This window comes from Gemmiger gallinarum (genome assembly GCF_014982805.1).
Classification (GTDB): Bacteria; Bacillota; Clostridia; order Oscillospirales; family Ruminococcaceae; genus Gemmiger; species Gemmiger gallinarum.
Genome location: NZ_JADCKC010000001.1, coordinates 156,459 through 176,320 on the forward strand (window position 1 = coordinate 156,459; position 19,862 = coordinate 176,320).

General features: G+C 57.3%; 17 protein-coding genes, 1 tRNA gene and 1 pseudogene. 11 read left to right on the plus strand and 8 right to left on the minus strand.

Going from position 1 to position 19,862, the window contains the following annotated elements; all coding sequences use genetic code 11:
• Positions 1–74 precede the first annotated feature (74 nt).
• Together INF35_RS00735 and INF35_RS00740 are read right to left on the minus strand one after the other, a co-directional pair.
• Entirely contained in the window at positions 75–1,295 is a 1,221-nt protein-coding gene (locus INF35_RS00735) for a hypothetical protein (RefSeq protein ID WP_193499677.1), read from the minus strand.
• A 102-nt stretch (positions 1,296–1,397) separates the two neighbouring features.
• The gene (locus INF35_RS00740) at positions 1,398–2,291 is read right to left on the minus strand and encodes a LysR family transcriptional regulator (RefSeq protein WP_193499678.1); all 894 of its coding nucleotides are present in this window, start codon (positions 2,289–2,291) and stop codon (positions 1,398–1,400) included.
• Positions 2,292–2,574: 283 nt separating this feature from the next.
• Between INF35_RS00740 and INF35_RS00745 the strand changes: the two genes are divergently transcribed.
• Positions 2,575–2,826, plus strand: coding sequence for a hypothetical protein (locus tag INF35_RS00745; RefSeq protein WP_193499679.1), 252 nt, complete (start codon positions 2,575–2,577; stop codon positions 2,824–2,826).
• A 93-nt stretch (positions 2,827–2,919) separates the two neighbouring features.
• Positions 2,920–4,053: an aldo/keto reductase gene (locus INF35_RS00750; RefSeq protein ID WP_193499680.1), complete on the plus strand. Its 1,134-nt coding sequence runs from the start codon at positions 2,920–2,922 to the stop codon at positions 4,051–4,053.
• A gap of 109 nt (positions 4,054–4,162) precedes the next feature.
• Here the strand turns inward: INF35_RS00750 and INF35_RS00755 are convergent, their stop codons facing one another.
• The 6 genes from INF35_RS00755 to INF35_RS00780 form a co-directional block, all read right to left on the minus strand.
• Positions 4,163–5,305, minus strand: a complete 1,143-nt coding sequence (locus tag INF35_RS00755) for an AI-2E family transporter (RefSeq protein WP_193499681.1) — start codon at positions 5,303–5,305, stop codon at positions 4,163–4,165.
• A 266-nt stretch (positions 5,306–5,571) separates the two neighbouring features.
• On the minus strand, positions 5,572–6,054 hold the full coding sequence (gene bilS, locus INF35_RS00760) for a flavodoxin family protein BilS (RefSeq protein ID WP_193499682.1): 483 nt from the start codon (positions 6,052–6,054) through the stop codon (positions 5,572–5,574).
• Entirely contained in the window at positions 6,051–7,163 is a 1,113-nt protein-coding gene (bilR, locus tag INF35_RS00765) for a bilirubin reductase (RefSeq protein ID WP_193499683.1), read from the minus strand. The genes bilS and bilR overlap by 4 nt, the downstream gene beginning before the upstream one ends.
• A complete protein-coding gene (gene bilQ / locus INF35_RS00770) occupies positions 7,136–7,573 on the minus strand; it encodes a bilirubin utilization transcriptional regulator BilQ (RefSeq protein WP_193500495.1) in 438 nt (145 codons plus the stop codon). Before bilQ ends, bilR begins: the two co-directional genes overlap by 28 nt.
• Before the next feature lie 474 nt (positions 7,574–8,047).
• Entirely contained in the window at positions 8,048–8,578 is a 531-nt protein-coding gene (locus INF35_RS00775; protein WP_193499684.1) for a P-loop NTPase family protein, read from the minus strand.
• Positions 8,579–8,730: 152 nt separating this feature from the next.
• Positions 8,731–8,813 (minus strand) — tRNA-Leu (locus INF35_RS00780).
• Between the two features lie 162 nt (positions 8,814–8,975).
• Here INF35_RS00780 and spoIVB point away from each other — a divergent pair.
• The 9 genes and pseudogenes from spoIVB (at position 8,976) to recJ (ending at position 19,851) form a co-directional block, all read left to right on the plus strand.
• The gene (gene spoIVB / locus INF35_RS00785; RefSeq protein ID WP_193499685.1) at positions 8,976–10,202 is read left to right on the plus strand and encodes a SpoIVB peptidase; all 1,227 of its coding nucleotides are present in this window, start codon (positions 8,976–8,978) and stop codon (positions 10,200–10,202) included.
• Between the two features lie 249 nt (positions 10,203–10,451).
• Positions 10,452–11,213 (plus strand): sporulation transcription factor Spo0A, encoded by a 762-nt coding sequence (gene spo0A / locus INF35_RS00790; RefSeq protein WP_193499686.1) that lies wholly within the window; start codon positions 10,452–10,454, stop codon positions 11,211–11,213.
• A gap of 219 nt (positions 11,214–11,432) precedes the next feature.
• A pseudogene (gene ispD, locus INF35_RS14150) lies at positions 11,433–12,074 on the plus strand (2-C-methyl-D-erythritol 4-phosphate cytidylyltransferase); the annotation flags it as partial.
• Positions 12,075–12,098: 24 nt separating this feature from the next.
• Complete coding sequence (gene ispF, locus INF35_RS14155; protein WP_235983115.1) at positions 12,099–12,566, plus strand: 2-C-methyl-D-erythritol 2,4-cyclodiphosphate synthase; 468 nt, start codon at positions 12,099–12,101, stop codon at positions 12,564–12,566.
• A gap of 120 nt (positions 12,567–12,686) precedes the next feature.
• Complete coding sequence (gene cdaA / locus INF35_RS00800; protein WP_193499688.1) at positions 12,687–13,577, plus strand: diadenylate cyclase CdaA; 891 nt, start codon at positions 12,687–12,689, stop codon at positions 13,575–13,577.
• Positions 13,561–14,862 carry a CdaR family protein gene (locus INF35_RS00805; protein WP_193499689.1) on the plus strand — a complete coding sequence of 434 codons (1,302 nt, stop codon included), beginning with the start codon at positions 13,561–13,563 and terminating at the stop codon, positions 14,860–14,862. Before cdaA ends, INF35_RS00805 begins: the two co-directional genes overlap by 17 nt.
• Before the next feature lie 42 nt (positions 14,863–14,904).
• Positions 14,905–16,500 (plus strand): NAD(P)/FAD-dependent oxidoreductase, encoded by a 1,596-nt coding sequence (locus tag INF35_RS00810; RefSeq protein WP_193499690.1) that lies wholly within the window; start codon positions 14,905–14,907, stop codon positions 16,498–16,500.
• A gap of 29 nt (positions 16,501–16,529) precedes the next feature.
• Complete coding sequence (locus INF35_RS00815) at positions 16,530–17,744, plus strand: hypothetical protein (protein WP_193499691.1); 1,215 nt, start codon at positions 16,530–16,532, stop codon at positions 17,742–17,744.
• 49 nt (positions 17,745–17,793) lie between these two features.
• A complete protein-coding gene (gene recJ / locus INF35_RS00820; protein WP_193499692.1) occupies positions 17,794–19,851 on the plus strand; it encodes a single-stranded-DNA-specific exonuclease RecJ in 2,058 nt (685 codons plus the stop codon).
• Positions 19,852–19,862 lie beyond the last annotated feature (11 nt).

Genomic DNA, 19,862 nt, shown 5'->3' on the forward strand with positions numbered 1-19,862 from the left:
AAAACAGCCGCATCCCCATGCAGCCGGAAAGGCACGCACGGGGATGCGGTTTTACATATATCCAAAGGAGAAATTCAGCGCCCGGAGGCTCCGGCCGTGACGGCGGTGCGCTGGGGCTCTGCCGTGGGACACAGTACCGGCAGAGGCGTGTTCCGGGCCTTGAATAAGACACAGGGCAGCAGAAGAAGCAGCGGGTTGGCGGAAACGAGGAATACCTTGTTTTCCATCAGCAGATACGCCATCATGGCAGTCATACAGAGCAGCTCGCCTGTGTGATGCCCCCGGCAAAGCCGCCACAGGAGGATCACAAAGACTGCTGCCACCAGAATGGCACCCAACAAACCCTTGTTCATGGGCAACGCAAGGTACATGTTGTCGATGGAATGGTGTTCGTCTCCGTCGGTGGGGACGCCGCCCAGCAGGGAGAGGGGCGTTTCCCAAAAAACGTTGTGCCAGATCTCAAACCGTCCCGAAAACAGCCGGTCGATTTTCTTGAGGATGGGAGTACGGTCGGGTGCCGCCGGATCGAAGAAGTATCCCGCCAGCACACTGAATAACGTCAGCACCGGATACACCGCCAGCAGCAAACCGTGGTAGATGCGGCTCTCGAAAATGCGCGGCAGCACTTTTTGCAGGGCAAACAGCAAAAGCAGCAGAAGCATGGCTCCGGCTGCGCCGCGGCAGATGGGCACGAACAGGGTGTACAGCAAAAGCAGGACAAGTCCGCCCCAGTCAAACCAGCGCAGCTTGGGCCAGCGCAGCCAGCTCCAGGCGAAAAAGACGCCGATCAGCCGGGCACCGTAGCCGTTGTAATGGCCATACCCGTAATCCCAGTTCCGGCAGTAGTATTTGAAGGGGACCAAGGGGGTGGTGTAGTGCAGCAGCTGTACCAGAACCAGCCCGGCGGCGGTCACCGCCAAAAAGACCTGTACGGCCTTTCTCAGGTCCACATCCTTGGCGCCCATCCCCACCAGCGCAGCCAGCACAAACCAGTGATCGTCCCCGTACCATGCGGCAAAACCTGTATAAAGGATGACGCCTCCCAGCAAAAACCATTGGGCTTTTGTTTCATAGCGGGTCAGCAGCAGGCATTTGGCCAGCAGCAGAAGGATTCCCAGGCCGGTCAGAGCCGCACGGAACAGGGAACTCAGCCCAGGCAGGGTGGATTGGATGTTGGAACTGAACACCTCGCTCAGAATGAGCAATAAGGCCAGCCCTGTGCAGTAGACCCGCTGGGCCAGCAGACGGCAGGAATCCTCGGAAAGGCGCAGAATTCCCAGACGTTGAATCAACATGGAAAAACCTCCGTGAAAATGTGCGAAAAAACGGATAACCGTCCGAATTTTAGCATAGTATGCCCCAAAAGAAAAGTGTGACAGCCCACATGACGATGCCCCTTACTGAGAGCTGTGTTCGTTTCGGAACTGCGCCTTGAGCACTTCCAGAAATTTCTCTGCCGGCTTGGAAAAGAGCTGGTACTTTTTCCACACCACATAAAGCCTGACCTCAAGAGGAGGTTCCAGCGGACGGAAGCAGAGATTGCTGCCGGTGGTGTTGATGAGCCTGTCCAGCACAAAGGCATACCCCAGCCCCTCATCCACCAGCAGGGAGGCGTTGTAGACAAGGTTGTAGGTGGCCACCAGATTCAGCTGCTCCTGATTGCGCTGCAGCCACTGCATGATGTCGGAACTGTCACAGGTCTGGCGGGAGAGAATGAGCGGCTTGTCCCACAGATCTTCCGGACGGAGGGAGTCGCGCAGGGCAAGCGGTGCATCCCTCCGCATCAGAATCCCCCAGCTGTCCCGGGCGGGGATTTCCATATAATCATAATAGGTGTAGTCGGTGCCGCCGATCAGGATGCCGAAGTCGATCAACCCTTTGTCCAGACTTTCGCACACATCGCAGGCATCTCCGCTGGAAATCTGAAACCGCACATTAGGATACAGGCAGCGCATGGTCTCTGCCGCCCGGGCCAGCAGACGGACGGCGTTGGTCTCGCCGCTGCCGATGCAGACCGAACCGGATATGGTTTCCTCCGAGTCAAGGATCTCGGTCTCGGTTTTATGTACCAGATCCAGAATCTCCTCGGCGCGTTTGCGCAGCAGCATGCCTTCTTCCGTCAGGGTGATGCGGCGGCTGCCCCGGACCATGAGCTGTTTGCCCAGTTCCTGCTCCAGCTCTTTCAGCTGACGGGACAGAGTGGGCTGGGAAAGATGCAGTGTCTCCGCCGCGGCGGAGATGCTCTGCTCCCGTGCTACGGCAAGAAAATATTGCAGTACCCGCAATTCCATGCCGGTCGGCCCCCTTTCGCCTGTAGTTTATGGAAACTATAGCATTGCATTTTCATAGCTGTCAAGCATGGAAGGATATTTGATATAGGTATTTGATAATAGGGAAGGGATGCCATACAATCATAGGCAGAGACGTGTGGGAAAACACGGGGAAAGGCCTGCTGCCCTGGAAGGCAGTTGACGCGGAGCAAAATAGATGCTACGCTGAATGAAAAGGCCAGTCTCCCGGATGGTGCAAAGTGTTTTCCGACCGAAAGAGAGCAACCACCGTGGGAGGAACATTATGGGCATGGATTGGGAGATCCCGGCGCGCAAAGCTGTGGAGCAAAATCTGCTGGATGCCGGCTGCGACTGTGAAAAGACACAGCAGTACCTTCGGCTTCTGGAGGAAGGCCGGATGCAGGAACTGATTCAGATGCTGCGCTGCCAGCGTTGTCACCTGATGGAAAAGCTCCACCGGGAACAGCAGAAAGTCGATTGCCTGGACTACCTGATCTACCAGCTCAAAAAAGGCAACTGTGACAGGCAGGGCTGAATCCTGTACCGGGAAAGATCAGCCGGGAATGGACGGCCGAAACTTGCAACGGCGTATATGGCGGAAAACGGAAACAAAAAGGAGTGGATGGATATGCTGCATAAAAAATTCCAAAATCTGGAACTTTCGGCACTGGGGCTGGGTATGATGCGCCTGCCCAAAAATGGCAGCGGCGACGGAGATATTGACGAGGCAAAGGCTGCTGAGATGGTGGATTACGCCATCCGCAGCGGGGTGAACTATTTCGACACCGCCTACGCATACCACGGCGGCAAGTCGGAGATTGTAACGGGCCGGATTTTGAGCAAGTATCCTCGGGAAAGCTATTATCTTGCCAGCAAGTTCCCCGGTTATGACGCGGCCAATATTGATCGTGCCCCCGAAATCTTTGAGGAGCAGCTCAAAAAGTGCGGCGTGGAGTATTTTGACTTCTATTTGCTCCATAACGTCTGTGAGGATACCATTGACGGATATCTGGACGAAAGCAAGGGTCTGATGCGCTATCTGCTGGAGCAGAAGGCGGCGGGCCGGATTCGTCACCTTGGCTTCTCCTGCCATGGCGATTACAATACCCTCAAGCGGATGCTGGATACGTATGGCGAGCATCTGGAATTCTGCCAGATTCAGCTCAATTATATGGACTGGCATTATCAGGATGCCAAGTCCCGGGTGAAACTGCTCAACGAGCGCAAGGTCCCCATTTGGGTCATGGAGCCGCTGCGAGGCGGCAAGCTGGCCAATCTGCCTCGCTCGGCAGCTGAAAAGCTCCGCACCCTGCGCCCGGAGGAATCGGTACCCGGCTGGGCGTTCCGCTTCCTGCAGGCGGTACCCGGCGTGACCATGATTTTGTCGGGCATGTCCAGCATGCAGCAGCTGGAGGACAATGTGGAGACTTTCCGCACGGAGCAGCCTCTGAACGGGGCTGAGTTTGATGCGGCGGTATCTGTGGCCGACAGCATGGTGGCGGGCGGCGTGCTGCCCTGCACCGCCTGCCGTTACTGTACCACCCGCTGCCCGGCACATCTGGATATCCCTGCATTGCTGGCGCTGTATAATGAATACCGTTTCAGCAAGGATGCTTCGGTGGTGGAAGAGGTCCGCACCTTGCCGGAAGCGGCCCGCCCCAGCGCCTGTATTGCCTGCCATAGCTGCGAAGGAATCTGCCCGCAGAAAATCAAGGTCTCTCAGGCAATGGATGACTTTGCCAAAAGCGCCGGACTGCGCTGATTGAAAAAATTAACAGAAAACCTCCCCCGTATCGGCCCGATCACCGGTATGGGGGAGGTTTTGTATTTTATGAAAATCGGAATCAAACAGGCACGGCAGGAAAACACCGTCAGGCCACAGGCTCGGCCTGGGCTTTGTCCCCGGCCTGTGCCTTGCGCTTGTGTACGTCGCTGCGGATGAGCTTGTAAACGGTGGCGGTGACAGGAACGGCGAGCAGCATGCCGAAGATGCCGCCCAGACCGCCGCCCACTGTGACGGCAGCCAGAACCCAGATGCCCGGCAGGCCGATGGAGGACCCGACGACACGGGGGTAGATCAGATTGCCTTCCAGCTGCTGCAGGATGGCAATGAAGATAAGGAAAGCAATGGCCTGCAGGGGATTGACGGTCAGGATCATAAAAGCGCCCACACCGGCCCCCAGATAAGCACCCACCACCGGCAAAAGCGCTGTGGCGCCCACCAGAGTGCCGACCATGGTGGCGTAGGGAAAGCGGAAGAGCAGCATACCGAGGGTGCACAGGACCCCGATGATGATGGCCTCGGTGAACTGCCCGATGAAAAATTTTGAGAAGGTCTCGTTGGCGGTGGAGAAAACATACATCAGGCGCCGATAGGTTTTGGGGGACAGATAAACCTCTGCCAGGGAGCGGCACTGGCCGGCCAGATGTTCCTTGCCGGCCAGCAGGTACAGGGCAAAGATAAAGGCGATCACAACCTGCATGACGAGGCCGCCTACATTGCTGACGATGGATACTGCGGAGGAAAAAATACTGCCCATGCCGGAGGTCAGATAGTTTGCGGCTTTCTCGAGAAACTGCGGCCAGTTAATGTCAAGGGTATTGAGCCACTGCTGGATCTGCGGCGTCGGGTCAGCAAAGGAATTGAGCCATTCGGCAAACTGGTCGAGCAGCGGCGGAATGCCCAGCAACATCACGCGGAAGGCATCTGCCAGCTGAGGAAGAATAATCACGACCAGAAGAACCAGCACTGCCACGATAATAACCAGAGCCCCGGTAATGCTCAGAACCCGGCGGGCCGGGCGAAAACGGCTGTTTTCGCCGGCAAGCACCGGCAGTGCTTCCAGTCGCACAATGAGCAGATTGAGCACGTACGCAATGCCGCAGCCAATGAAAATGGGCATCAAAAGAGAAAAGATCAGCTGTATTGCCTGCAGAATGGAGTCACTGTATTTGACGATCAGCGCCAGAATTGCGGCACAGAGCAAGAAAAGCAACGGTTTTTTGTTGTGCATTGGGAAAATCCTTTCCTGAAGCAGAGAAGCTTGCCTCAAATGCTGCCACGAAAAAAGATAGGCGCGCACTCTGCTGATTTGGAAAATATTGTAGCATGTGACGCCGGTGCTGTCTACCAGACAGAACTCTTGATTTGTTGTATTTACTTTGAAATACAGGAGCGGATGGGCAAGGTGCGGGCAAAAAAGGAGGCGCCCGACCTCTGAGAGAGACGGGCGCCGCAGGGAATACGGCTCACGGCATGAGAAAGAACAAACCGGAGATGTTATTCGGTTACCGCTGTTTTCAGGGCGGCGAGGTCCGCTGTGTCGGGATGGGTCAGCGCCTGCTCAAAGTTTTGCAGCATGGCGGTGCGGCGGGGGCTTTCCTCCATGGACAGATAGCGGGTACGCACAGCTTCGGGCATTTTACCCTGGCACATGTAGGTGCCGATAACAGCAACGCTGTCGTTCAGATTCTGACGCACGCGGTCAAGGATCTGTGCAAAATAGGCAGGCGCTCCGCCAAAGCCTGCGGTGCCGAAAAGAAACACCTTCTGACCAGTCAGACTCTTGAGGAATTCGGCAACCTGTTCGTCACAGCTGCCCTTGTCGGTCCAGAAGCCCACATAGATGGTATCGGCGGCCAGTGCCCTGGCGTCGGGAGCGCCGAAATAGAGGCAGTCCCCGGCGGGCAGAATTTCCTGAATGGCTTTGGCCAGCATGGCGGTGTTGCCGGTGCGGCTGCTGTATACAATTGCGTAGCTCATTTGGTTTCCTTCCTTTCATAAATGCAGTGGACGCCCCGGTGGGCCATCATGCCGCCCAGGCATTCCTTGTTGCAGCGGGCACAACGGTGAATTTCTCCAGCGTGTCCGGAAAAAACTTTGTTCGGCCAGTCCGGGTCGGCGGTCAGCTGGCGGCTCATGGCAGCGCAGTCAATGCGCCCGGAGGCAAGCTGCTGCTCAATAAAATCGGGGTCGGTCAGACCACCCACTCCACAGATGGGCAGCAAAGTCAGGTTTCGGACTTCATCGCAGAATTTGAGGAAGCATCCCTCCTGACCGAATTCGGGGTGCTTTTTCGGCGGGATGGTATCGGAAAGCTCACCGTGATCGGCCAACGTCACATGGAAACTGGTGACGCCGGCCTGTTCCAGCAGCGGAACGAACACCGGCAGCTCCGATTCCAGTACGCCGGCATTTCCGTAGTGGGGATTTTCCTGCCGCACGGCAAGCTTGTAGTCGATGGGCAGTTCCGGCAGGCGGCGCCGGATGGCGGACACGGCCTCTACGGCAAAGCGGGCACGGTTCTCAGGGCTGCCGCCATACCGGTCGGTGCGGTGATTGAACAGGGAGGAACTGAAACTGCCGCACATCCGGTCGCCGTGGACCTGTACCATGTCGAAGCCTGCCTGTACGGCCAACTCGGCTGCGGTACCGAAGACCTGGGTGATGCGGGCGATTTTTTTCTCCGGCAGGCCGGTGATGTAAGGGCCGACCTGCTGGTTCAGGAGAGGACGCAGCTCTTCCATAGAGAGGCGTTTGGTCAGCACACCGGGAATATAACGGATCATGCCCTTGAGGTCGGAGTCGGACTGGTGCAGCTGAGCGCACAGCAGGCAGCCTTGCTCATGGACCGTGTCGGCGATCTCCCGGTAGAACTTTTGCCCTTTTGACGTGTACAGGGAAGGCCCGAACCCGTGAGGGAGGACCGGCACATCGCCGATGATGATCATGGCGCATCCGCCGGCGGCAATCCTGCGCAGCCGTTCCAGCATTTCTTCCCGGGGCAGCCCCAGACTGGTGGGGGCAAAAATGATTCGATTTTTTAAGGTCAGCCCGCCGTAATTCAGGGGGCTGTGAATGGTTTCGTACATGTGGTATCTGCTTCTTTCTGGATTGCTTTTGTCAAGAGGGAGAACAGCTGTTTCCGTTCCTCCGCATCCAGCGATGCCAGGGCCTCGTCGTCCCAGTCAAAAAAGACCTGATGGCTGACGGCGAACGCTTGCTTGCCCTTTGCGCTCAGATCCAGGTGATAGGCGCGCCCTGATTTTTCCCGGGTGAGAAAGCCGTCCTCCACCAGCTTTGTGATGCAGCGCTGGGAGTACCCCCAGTCCAGATGCAGGTCGGCAGTCAGCTCTGCCTGGGTGCAGCCGGGATGCTTGCCCACATAAATCACCGGAAACAGGGAACCGAAGTTCAGGCCAAGCGCCTGCAGACGTGTGGTTGTGTAGGTGACAAAATCACGGTGAAATACAGTGGCATAGTAAGCCAGAGTCTGAAACATCAAACCGTCAACTCCTTTTCTTGACTTGGTCAAGTATAACTCGCAAACTTGACAAAGTCAAGCTGAATTTGAAAGACTGGAAAAACGATCCTGCGATAATATTTTGGCGTGCACCTTATTTTCAGAGGAAATGTCGTACATTCCAGCAAAAATGTTCAATAGGAAGGGGGAAGAAATACAAGGCTGAATGAGCAGCTGTGCAGATCCGGGAGCGGTGCATGGATGCTGCTGTCCGGCAAACCGGGAGAAAAGGCCGGTACGGCGGGAATGCGATATACAAAGAAAAGCCCGGACGCTGCTGTCCGGGCTTTTGAAATACTGGATGCCGTATTTTGATATGGTACGGGCAGTGAGAGCCAAATTCACACGTTTGCCCTCTGGAACCCAAAGGGGCGGCCACCTCAGTAAAAGCGGATCGCCGTCTATACGATATCAATGGTGTCTTCGAGAAGGTGTAATGCAGGATCCAAAGATTCATGGATTGCTTTCGATGGAAAAATCCAAATCTATCCGATAGGTTTCATCGATCAAAGATGGTGTATACTTGTATTTTTGACACATATCCAGATAATACGCATTTTCCTTTAAAAGAAATTGCTTGGTACACCATGAATCGTCTGCGCGTTTTTCAACTTCGCAGGCATAATTTTTGATATCCGAAAAGTGAGTTTCAATATACTGACTGCTCATGACAAGGCAACAATACCGTATTTCTTTCAAATACTCGGGAGAGAAGCCTTTTTCCCATCCAAAAGGAATATACCCGCCTTCGACAACAAGGTTTTGCCGGTTTTCAATCGCAGTCTTTATCATTCCCTGAACAATCGGCCACAAATAGGTTTGCAGCGCATTATCGTCCTCCGGCGTTAGGTTCGTATAGCCACTTCGGATCAATCCCATTTTCAAAAGATCCATTGATAAATAAGGAATATGATGCTTTTCAAGAATCCTTTGTGCCAAAACCGTTTTTCCCGTGTGGGAAGCGCCCGTAATCAATAGAATCATGTTTCCACCCTCAAATCATACTTTCTCAACAAAAAGAGAGCAGTTTGTTTTTAAACTGTTTTTGAAAAAATGGATTTCTTGTTTGGAACATTGCCGCACGATCTGACTTTTGTAAAAAAGTCGGAGCAAGTGATAAAATACTTGCTCCGACATGGTACGGGTAGTGGGGGTCGAACCCACACGGTTGCCCACTGGAACCTAAATCCAGCGCGTCTGCCAATTCCGCCATACCCGCATAGTTTGAACTGTAAATTTTAGTTTAGCAAGACGGGCCGGGTTTGTCAATTCCCGGCCATCCGTACAAGGAGGCAAGGAAGACTCGAAAAATCAGGAAAAACAAAAAATACAATAATTCGCCCTCTCCCTGCACATACTCTAAAGCAGGGAGATGATAACAATGCACAAGCTGTTCCGGCGTGCGGCCGCGCTGATTCTGGCCGCAGCGGTGACGGCGGGCGTCGGCGTTACCGCAATCAACCGCTCGCTGCCGGATACTTTTTATGTGGAACAGGGTCAGGAACTGACCATTGCTTCCATGCCCTGGCTGAAAGAAAAGTCCTCTTCCGTTCAGGAGGTGGCAGCGGGCAGCATGGGCCAGGATGACGGGTCCAACCGTACGCTGGCACTGTTTGGACTGGTGCCCGTCAAGACAGTCCGGGCAATATCCTCCGAACGCCGGGAGGTGACCGTCTGCGGGACGCCGTTTGGCATCAAGATGTTTTCCAACGGCGCTCTGGTCGTAGCCTTTTCGGATTTGTATACCAGCCTTGGCAGTGAAAATCCCGCCAAGGAGGCGGGCCTGCGCCTGGGAGATCTCATCATTTCGGCAGGGGGGCATACGGTGCGCAACAATGATGAACTCAGCGCGGCGATCACAGAGGCGGCAGGGGGAGCAATGCAGGTTGTTTATCTGCGCAGCGGAGAAAAACAGCAATGCACGCTGACACCGGTCAAAGATCAGAGCGGTGTATACAAGGCGGGGGTGTGGGTCCGGGATTCCTCGGCGGGCATCGGCACGCTGACCTTTGTCGATACGGAGAACGGTACCTTTGCAGGACTTGGCCATGCCATCAGTGATACCGATACCGGTACAAGCATCTCTTTGCTGTCGGGCGAGATTGTTCCGGTCAGTATTACCGGCTATGTGCGGGGAACGGCCGGTTCACCCGGGGAACTGCGGGGAGAATTTTCCGGGGAAACAATTCTTGGCACGGTACTGTCCAATGATGAGACCGGTGTCTACGGCGCTTTGACCGGAAGCGTACAGGGTACAAAGTATCCGGTGGCCAACAGTCAGGAGGTGACCGTCGGTGATGCTCAAATCCTCACGACCATTGCAGGGGGGCAGGCAAAACTTTATGATGTTCGCATTGAGCGGGTCAATCTCAATGCGGGGGATCCAAATCGAAACATGATGATTGAGATTACCGACCCGGAACTTCTCTCGGCAACGGGCGGTATCGTGCAGGGAATGAGCGGCAGCTCCATCCTGCAGAACGGCCGCCTGGTAGGTGCGGTCACTCATGTGCTTATCAACGATCCTTCCCGGGGGTACGCAATTTTTGCACAAACGATGCTTTGCGCCGCCGATGCCTGTTCCACGTCACAAATTTCCAAAAACTGACACACAGTGGCATGAATGGGAAATAAAGACAATTATTTTCCAAAATAAGAAACCGGGGATTTGTGGGCACAGCTTGTCGCATTTGTTTGCTTTTTGGGGATGGCTGGAAATTGCAAGGGGAGATTGTCGGACAAAACATTTGAAAATAATCAATTTTTTTGAAAAATCCGCTTGCAGGATATGGAAAAAAGTGGTAATATTTCCATTGTCACGAAGACACAGACATTCACATAAAGGAGATTGCATGTTATGGAGAGAATCAAGTTTGTGATGACGGACACCGGGGCGGATATCTCGGCGCTGTGCAAGGCGGCCCTGGAGGAAAAGGGGGTTGGCGTGACCATTTGTGAGCGCAACGGCTCCAAGGCACTGGAAGCACTGTTGGAGACCCGTCCCCAGGCCGCGCTGCTGGATGCCTTCATGCCGGACCTGGATGCGATCACGGTCAAACAGCGCTACGAAGCGCAGGTTGGCCGCCAGGGGCCCAAAACCACTTTCTTCGTGACGGGCGCATTCCAGAATGAGGCGGTGGAGCAGGAGCTTCTCGACAATGGGTTCTCCTTCTTTTTTGTCAAGCCCTTTGATGAAAACGTTCTCGCGGCGCGGGTTCTCAAATGTGCAGGCACACCGGCTCCCCATATTACCTTTTCGCAGGACAGCGATGAGCTGGTTGTAACGGAAATTCTTCACCAGATTGGTGTCCCCGCCCACATCAAAGGATATCAGTTTTTGCGCGATGCGATTCTTTTGACCATCGAAGATCATGAGTATATCAATGCGGTGACCAAGCGCCTTTACCCGGAGATCGCCAAGCGCAACGGGACGACGGCGTCCCGCGTGGAGCGGGCCATCCGCCATGCCATTGAGGTTGCCTGGGATCGTGGAGATGTGGATACTCTCAACAGCTATTTTGGCTACACCATTCATAATCTTCGCGGAAAGCCCACCAATTCGGAGTTTATCGCCATGATTTCGGACAAAATTCGTCTGGATAAAAAGCGCCGCGCCTGATGCTGCGCAAAACAAAAGCAATGCAGATCCGATTCCCTATGAAACGGACGCACAGCCAGAACCTCCCGAACGCCTTTTTTGCAGGCTGCGGGAGGTTTTTTCTTATGTGGGGCAATTTACGAATTTTTATGAATCATACCGGGTATGGCGGTGGATTTTTTGTGTGGAAGCCTGTATAATGGGACTATATTACTGTATTTCAGGCAGGAGGAAGCGCCCATGCATGCACAAACCAAACCGACCGTTACTGCAATCCTTGTGGCGGCGGGAGCTTCGCGCCGGATGGGGTTTGACAAACTCAGCCATTGGCTGCCGGATGGCCGGACGGTGCTGCAGGCCAGTGTGCAGGCCTTTGACAGCCATCCCGATGTGAGCCAGATCATTCTGGTAGCAGGCAAAAACCGGCAGATGTGTGATGCGCTGGCGGCACAGTGCCGGAAAGACGCCCGTGTGGTAGACGGCGGTGCAACCCGGGCCGACAGCGTTCGGGCGGGGCTTGCTGCAGCGACGGGAGAACTGGTTGCCATCCATGATGCGGCCCGTCCCTTTGTCAGCCGGGACCTGATTTCCCGCACTCTTGCCGCGGCGGCAGAGTGCGGCGCGGCGGCCCCTGCCGTGGCGGTCAAGGATACCATAAAGCTGGCGGAGAACGGCCTTGTACAGCAGACGCCGGACCGGTCCCGTCTGTTTGCGGTGCAGACGCCGCAGTGCTTCTCCCGCGAAAAATACAGACAGGCCCTGGAACTGGTCACCGCCGACCGTGCCTCTACCGTCACCGACGACTGCAGTTTGTTTGAGCTGGCGGGTTTTCCGGTCCGTCTGACACAGGGAGATTACGAAAACATCAAAATCACTACAGTGGAGGATCTGAAAGGGGAAAGCCGCATGCGCATTGGTCACGGATATGACGTTCACCGCCTGGTGGAGGGGCGTAAACTGATTCTGGGCGGGGTGGACATCCCTTATGCAAAAGGCCTGTTGGGGCACTCCGATGCGGATGTGCTTTTGCACGCCATCTCCGACGCTCTGCTGGGGGCAGCTGCATTGGGGGATATCGGCAAGCACTTTCCCGACAACGATCCACAGTATGAGGGTGCGGATTCTCTGATGCTTCTTGGCAAAGTGGGGGAGCTGCTGCATGGGGCCGGCTATACGGTGGGCAACATCGACGCAACCATTCTGTGCCAGGCACCCAAACTCCTCCCGCATATTCCTGCCATGCGGAAAAACATTGCCGCGGCGTTGGAAATTGATGTGGAAGCTGTCAGCGTCAAGGCGACCACGGAGGAAAAACTCGGCTTTACCGGTGCGGGCGAGGGCATTGCCGCCCATGCGGTGGCGCTGATTCTGTAATCCGGCGTAAAATTGAACCGCGAAGCTTTGCGGACGGACAAATCTATGCTATACTGAAAAGAATCCCGACACAGGCCGGGAAGCCGTATATTGCGGCGGGGAGAGGAGGACTGCGCGCTGATGAATAATGAGCTGGTCAACATCATCAGCAATTTCCGTTCTTTTGACTGGACGCGGGATCTGCTGGATGTCATCATCATTGCGGTGGCATTTTATGAGCTGATCCTGTTTGCGCGCAAATCCCGCGCCGGACAGCTGGTCAAGGGCGTCTTGCTGTTTCTGGCATTCTATGCCATTGCATTTTACTTCCGGCTGCGTACCGTCAAGTGGGTGCTCAGCAACGTTATGCAGATCGGCTTTATCGCGGCGGTGGTTTTGTTCCAGCCGGAGCTTCGCCGGACGCTGGAACGCCTTGGCCAGAGCACCAACTGGGCCAGCAAGCTGCTGTTTACCCGCAAGATGGAACCCACCCTGCGCGGCCAGTGGCAAAGCGCCATTGTTGCCATTTGTGATGCGGCCGAGCAGCTTTCGGATACCCGCACCGGTGCGCTGATGGTTCTGGAACGCAAGAACAATCTGGAAGAGATTATCCACACCGGCACCCAGTTCAATGCCAATGTCATTCCCGAGGTGCTGGGCACCATTTTCTATGAAGGAACCCCGCTGCACGACGGCGCGGTCGTCATCCGTGACGGACAGATTGTGGCCGCCGGATGCGTTCTGCCGCTGTCGAACAACCTGGAAATGGGCAAGGACATGGGCACCCGCCACCGTGCCGGCCTGGGCATGAGTGAAAACTCCGATGCCATCGTCGTTGTAGTCAGTGAGGAGACCGGTATCATATCACTGGCCAAGAACGGCGTACTGATCCGCCGGCTCGACCGACAGAACCTGTTCAGCCTGCTGCAGGAGGAAATTGTTCCGCCGGAGGACGGACCCGACAAAGAACAGGGGATTCTCCAGCAGCTTTTCGGCAAAGGAGGCACGGCCGTACATGGTAAACAAAAATAAGGCGCCCAAGCCGGAACAGACGGCCAAGAAGCATTCCATCTGGGATAACAGACTGTTTGTCCTGGCGGCATCCCTTTTGTGCGCGATTCTTTCCTGGAGCATCGTCACGCTGACTCTGGATCCCGAGGGGGACAAGACCTTTACTGTGTCGGAGGTCAGCTACAGCTATAACTCCAACCTGTATACCTCTCTCGGTCTGGACATCGTTGAGACCGAGCAGATTGGCAATATACAGGTCAAGGTTGAAGGCAGCGGTACGGTCATCGGTCAGCTGCAGGCAAGCGATCTGATTGTTTATCCCAACTACTCCACTGTGAGCGGCGCGGGGGAACAGACACTCAGCCTGCAGGCCCGGGTCTCCAGCACGCAGTTTTCCACCAATAACATTGAGGTTCAGGTTGTCTCACCCAAGCAGGTCACGGTGGTGTTTGACAAGGTCGGCGAAAAGACGCTGCCCATTACCGTGGAGAGTGCCAACCTGAGCGTGGCCGACGGTTATATGCTCTATCGCAGCAGCTCAGTCCCGGCGGAGGTCACAATTTCCGGCCCGCAGTCGGAGCTGGATGCCATTACCTCGGTGGTGGCACCCGTTACGGTGGATGGGGAATTGTCCGACAGCACCAGTGTGACCACCGCTCTGGAAATGCGAGATGAAAACGGCAATGTGATCTCGCCCCAGTATGCGTCCATGGATTCCACCAGTGCCAACGTCACGCTGACGATCTATCAGGTACGGGAACTGCCCCTGGCGATTGACTTTATCAATGTGCCCACCGGGTTTGATACGTCCAGCCTTAAGTATACCCTCAGTCAGGAAACGATGGTGGTAGCCGGACCTACCCGTACCGTCAGCGCCCTGAGTGAACTGAGCGTTGTCAGCTTCGATCTGGGCCAGCAGTTTGCCTTTGATCGGGATTATCAGCTGCCGGTGGAATTGCCCAGCGGTCTGGTGGCACAGGATGATACCTCCAGCGTGACCTTGAGCTTTGACACATCGGATATGGCCAGCGTAACCATCAATGTGCCCAATATCAGGACTATCAATATGCCCAGCAACTATGATATCACCGTACAGTCGGAGCGGGTCAGCAATGTGACGCTTTACGGCCCGAAGGATGAAATTGAAAATCTTCTGCCCGACAGTGTGGTTGCACAGCTGGATTGTCAGAACCTTCAGATCACGGCCGGACAGCAGACGCTGCCGGTGACCATTCAGGTGCCGTCGTCCTCCCGCATTTTTGCGGTGGGCAGCTACACGGTGCTTTGCCAGATCACTTCCCGATAAGGCGGGAAAAACCAACCACAAAGGGGAGCTGTCACACAAACAATGATCCTTGTCAGAAATATCCGCCTGCCGCTGTCCTGCGGCGAGCAGGAAGCCGGAGCCAGGGCGCTCAAATTGCTGCATCTGGCTCCGGGCCGAGTTGCACATTGCGGCGTCGCCAAACTGTCGGTGGACGCCCGCAGGGGTGCGCCGGTTCTGGTATACACAATGGCAGTCACGCTCAAGGACGAGGGTGAGGAATCGGCATTTGCCGGGGCCTCGCCCTATGTCTGTATTTCACGGCAGCCGGTTTTTGACTTTCCAAAAGCCGGGGCACCGCTTATGCACCGGCCGGTGGTCTGCGGCCTCGGCCCGGCAGGCCTGTTTGCCGCCCTGCTGTTTGCCCGCAGCGGGTACCGCCCCATCGTGCTGGAACGGGGACCGTCTTTGCAGCAGCGTGTGGCAGCGGTGGAACACTTTGAAAAGACCGGTGAGCTGGACCCCAATGCCAACCTTCAGTTTGGCGAGGGCGGAGCCGGTACCTTTTCGGACGGAAAGTTGACCACCCGGGTGGGAGATCCCCTGTGCGCCTTCGTCACCCAGGCGCTTTTGGAACACGGTGCGCCCAAAGACATTGCCTGGCGGCAGAAACCCCATGTGGGCACCGACCTTCTGCAGGGGGTGATCGCCTCCATCCGGCAGGAAATCGAGCGTCTGGGCGGCACGGTCCGCTTCAACACACCGCTGACGGGACTGCGGACCAGAGGGGGAACTCTCTGCGCCGCAGTGACGCCGGAGGGAGAGATCCCCTGCGAGGCACTGATTCTGGCGGTGGGACACAGTGCGCGGGATACCTTTTCCATGCTGTACGGCATGGGGCTTCCCATGGAATGCAAGCCCTTCTCGGTAGGCATGCGCGCTGAGCATCTGCAGACCGAGATCGAAAAAAGCCTGTATCATGGCGCGGCGGGACACCCCGCTTTGCCCCGGGGAGAATATCAGCTCAGCCAGCATGTGGGAGAGCGGTGTGTCTATACCTTCTGCATGTGTCCGGGCGGCCGCGTTGTGGCGGCAGCCAGCGAGGAAGGCGGCGTCGTCACCAACGGCATGAGCTATCACGCCCGCAGCGGCCCCAACGCCAACGCGGCGGTGGTGGTCAGTGTGGATGGCCGGGACTTTGACGGCGATCCGGTCCGGGCGGTGGAGTTTCAGCAAAAGCTGGAACAGGCGGCCTACCGGGCGGGGGCGGCAGCCGCTCCTTATGCAGCACCGGCCGAGACAGTGGGCAGCTTCCTGGAAGGCCGCGGCAGGCTGGAACTGAGCTCGGTGCGGCCTACCTATCCCCGGGGTGTGGTGCCCTGTGATCTGGGCAGCCTGCTGCCCGGGGAACTGGCAGATACCCTCCGCACGGGATTGCGGGCCTTTGGCCGCAAGATGGCAGCCTACCGGGCACCGGATGCGGTATTGACTGGCCTTGAGACCCGGACCTCCAGCCCGGTGCGCCTGCTCCGGGGGGACGATCTGCAATGCCTGGGCATGCCGGGCCTCTATCCCTGCGGGGAAGGCGCCGGCTATGCGGGCGGTATCATGACGGCTGCGGTGGACGGTGTTCGCTGTGCTGCGCAGCTGATGTCCGGACACACACCGCCGGAATGTTGAGTTTGCTTAGAGAGGAAAGTGTGTATACTATGCCGTACGGCCATCCCTATAAAGAAAACGGAGGACCGGAGCCGTCTTCCCGGCAGGAGCCGGGGCGCAATGCTGCGTCCGCAGGTCCCGGCCGGCAGGGCGAGGGCTGGGAGCGCGAGCTTGACACGGCAGTAGAGGAAATTGCGGCCGCCGGGAAAGAAATCGGAGCCACCGTCCTGGGCGGCATTTCTCAGGTGCTGGACAGCATCAGCAGCGGACTTGCCCGCAGCGGGGAGAAGAAAGAGCAGACCTTTGCCCAGTGGCGCAAAGCCATGGACCGCCGCCTGCAAAACTCCGAACAGGCAGGTTGGCTTGTTACTGCAGTGATTGGGTGGTGCCTTGCCGGAAGCTTTGGCATTGCCGCTGTGGTGATGCTGGTGCTGGCGGCAGTAGGCGCGGCGCCTTTGGGAATATCGGAAAGTGAATATCTGGTGTTTCCCATTCTGGGGGCAGCGTTTTCCGCTTTTACGGTGGGCTTCGGCATCATGGGAGGAATCGGCGTCAGCCGTTATCGCTACTACGGCAGACTGCGCCGCTATCTTCACGGAGCGCGGGACTGGGTCTGCTCCGTTTCTTCCCTGGCGCGGGCGGCACTCAGCGACACCGACAGGGTGCGCCGGGAACTGGCCATGGCGGTGGCAAACGGCAAGCTGCCGGGTGTCTGCCTGAGCGACGACGGGAACACCGTTTATTTCAAAGAACAGCTTTACACGCCGCAGCCGGAACGGCCCGCTCCCGAGCCGGACGAGACAAAGGCCACAGAAGCAGAGCCCACGGCCCTGGAACGCTTTGAACGGGACGGCGCGGAATTTCTCCGTTACCTTCGCAGCTGCTGCGGCAGGCTGGATGAGACCGCCGACGAAGAGCTTGTGAAGATGGAAAAGATCTGTGCACAGATTCTTGGATTCATTCACAATCACCCGGAACAGCTGGACCGGGTACGGCGCTTCGGCGAGTATTATCTGCCCACCACACGCAAGCTGCTGGATACGGCGCTGGGGCTGGGCGGTGCCGAGGCGGAAAATGCAAAGACCATCCGCCGGGACATTACAGGTATTCTGCACACGCTGAATACAGCCTATCTCAAGCTGTACGATACCCTGCTGGAGGAAGTGTCCATGGATGTATCCTCCGAGATCGATGCGCTGGAGACCATGCTGCGTCAGGATGGCCTGACCCACGATTTTGCCAGCGATTTCGGCGTGCACGGGTAAGGCAATCCCTGCCCGAATTGACCCGCAGAACAGGAAGGAATGAGGAAACATGGGATATCGCGTCTGGCAGCAAAAGACGCAGGATGCGCAGGCGGAACAGGCGCTGACGGCATCCGGCTGCGGCCGGCTGCTGGCCAGGGTACTGGTCTCCCGCGGCTGCCGCACGCCGGAGGAAGCCTGCATCCTGCTGGATGAACAGGCACCGCTGTCCGATCCGTTTCTCATCAAGGATATGGACAAGGCGGTGGAGCGCCTGCAGCGGGCGCTGGAGGAAGAAGAACCCATCGTCATTTACGGTGACTACGATGTGGACGGCGTTTCCGCCACAGCCATTCTTTATGAATATCTGACCAATCTGGGTGCACAGGTCCGCTGCAAGCTGCCTCTGCGCACCGAGGGAGGCTACGGCCTCAACCGCACGGCGCTGAAGAAGCTGGCGGACAAGGGATTCCGGCTTATTGTCACGGTGGACAACGGCATCGCAGCGGTGGAGGAAGCCGCCTATGCCAAGGAGCTGGGCATCGATCTGGTGATCACCGACCACCACCTGCCCTCTGGTTCTCTTCCGGAGGCGGTGGCCGTGGTGGACCCCAACCGCTCCGACGACGAGAGCCCGTTCAAGTCGCTGTGCGGTGCGGGGGTGGCCTTCAAGCTCTGTGCAGCTATGGAAGGCTGTGATCCGGCGGAATTGCTGGATGTCTGCGGCGACCTGGCCGCCATCGGCACCATTGCCGACGTGGTCCCGCTGGTGGGGGAAAACCGTACCCTGGTACGGGAAGGGCTGGCCCTTTTGCAGGATACCGTCCGCCCGGGACTGGCCGCATTGCTGGAAGCCTCCGGCTGTGCAGGAAAAACCGTCACCTCCGAGACGGTGGGATACAGCATTGCTCCCCGGCTCAATGCGGCGGGACGGATGGATACTGCGGCGACGGCCCTCAAGCTGCTGCTTTGCTCCAATGAGGAACAGGCCACCGGCATCGCCGCACGCCTGACCGAGATCAATACCGACCGTCAGCATACCGAACAGGAGGTGCTGGCTGCCGCTCTCAAACAGCTGGAGGTAGAGCCGGCCCGTGCCCATGACCGGGTGCTGGTCGTTTCCGGCGAAAACTGGCATCCCGGCGTGCTGGGCATTGTGGCCAGCCGCCTGACAGAACGGTTCGGCCGTCCGTCCATTGTCATTTCGGTGGCGGAAGGAGAGGGCCGGGGCAGCGGTCGGGCGCCCCGCAGCTTCAATCTGCACGGTGCCCTGCAGGGCTGCGCAAACCTTTTGAGCCGGTACGGCGGTCATGCGGCGGCGGCCGGACTGACTATCGACGAGGAAAATCTGCCGGCCTTCCGCCGGGCAATCAATCTCTGGGCGGAGCAGACCTATCCGGAACCGGAGCCGCCCATCCTGGAACTGGACGCGCCCGCCACCGTCGCGGAGCTGACGGTGGGGGAGGTTGCCCAGCTGGACAAGCTGGCACCTTTCGGCGGCGGAAACCATCAGCCGCTGTTCCTGATTGAAAATGCCGTTCTGGACGGGATCTGGCCTATGGGCGCGGAGAAGCGTCACAGCCGCATTCGCCTGCGGCAAGGGGCGGACAGCTGTTTTGCCTCAGTGTTTGGTACCGCGCCGGAAGATCTGCCCTATCGGGTAGGCACAGCGGTGGATGCAGCGGTAGAAGTAAGCATTTTTAACGGCCGCAACGGTCCGGCGGTTTCGGTGCATATCCGGGCGTTGCGCCCTGCCGGCATGGGAGACGCACCGGTCCGGCAGGCGGCGCTGCTGGATGATTTTCTGGCCGGGCACTCCCTGACCAGGGAACAGGCAGAACAATTTGCTCCGGCCCGGACGGATACGGTGGCGTTGTACCGCATGATTCAGGCGGGCAGCGTCTACGCAGAGGATCTGCAGCCGGTATTTGCGGCGCTGGGCAGCGATAAGGCGGGTAAGGTTCTGGTCAGTCTGGAAGCCTTGAGGGAACTCGGCCTTGTGGAGCGCCGCGGCGCCCGGTATCTGCCGGCCGCGGTGGACGGAAAGAAGGACCTGATGAGCGCGCCGATCCTGCGCCGCATGGCACAGATGACGGCGGGTTCAGAGGATACACAACAGGAACACTAAGCGGACAGGGG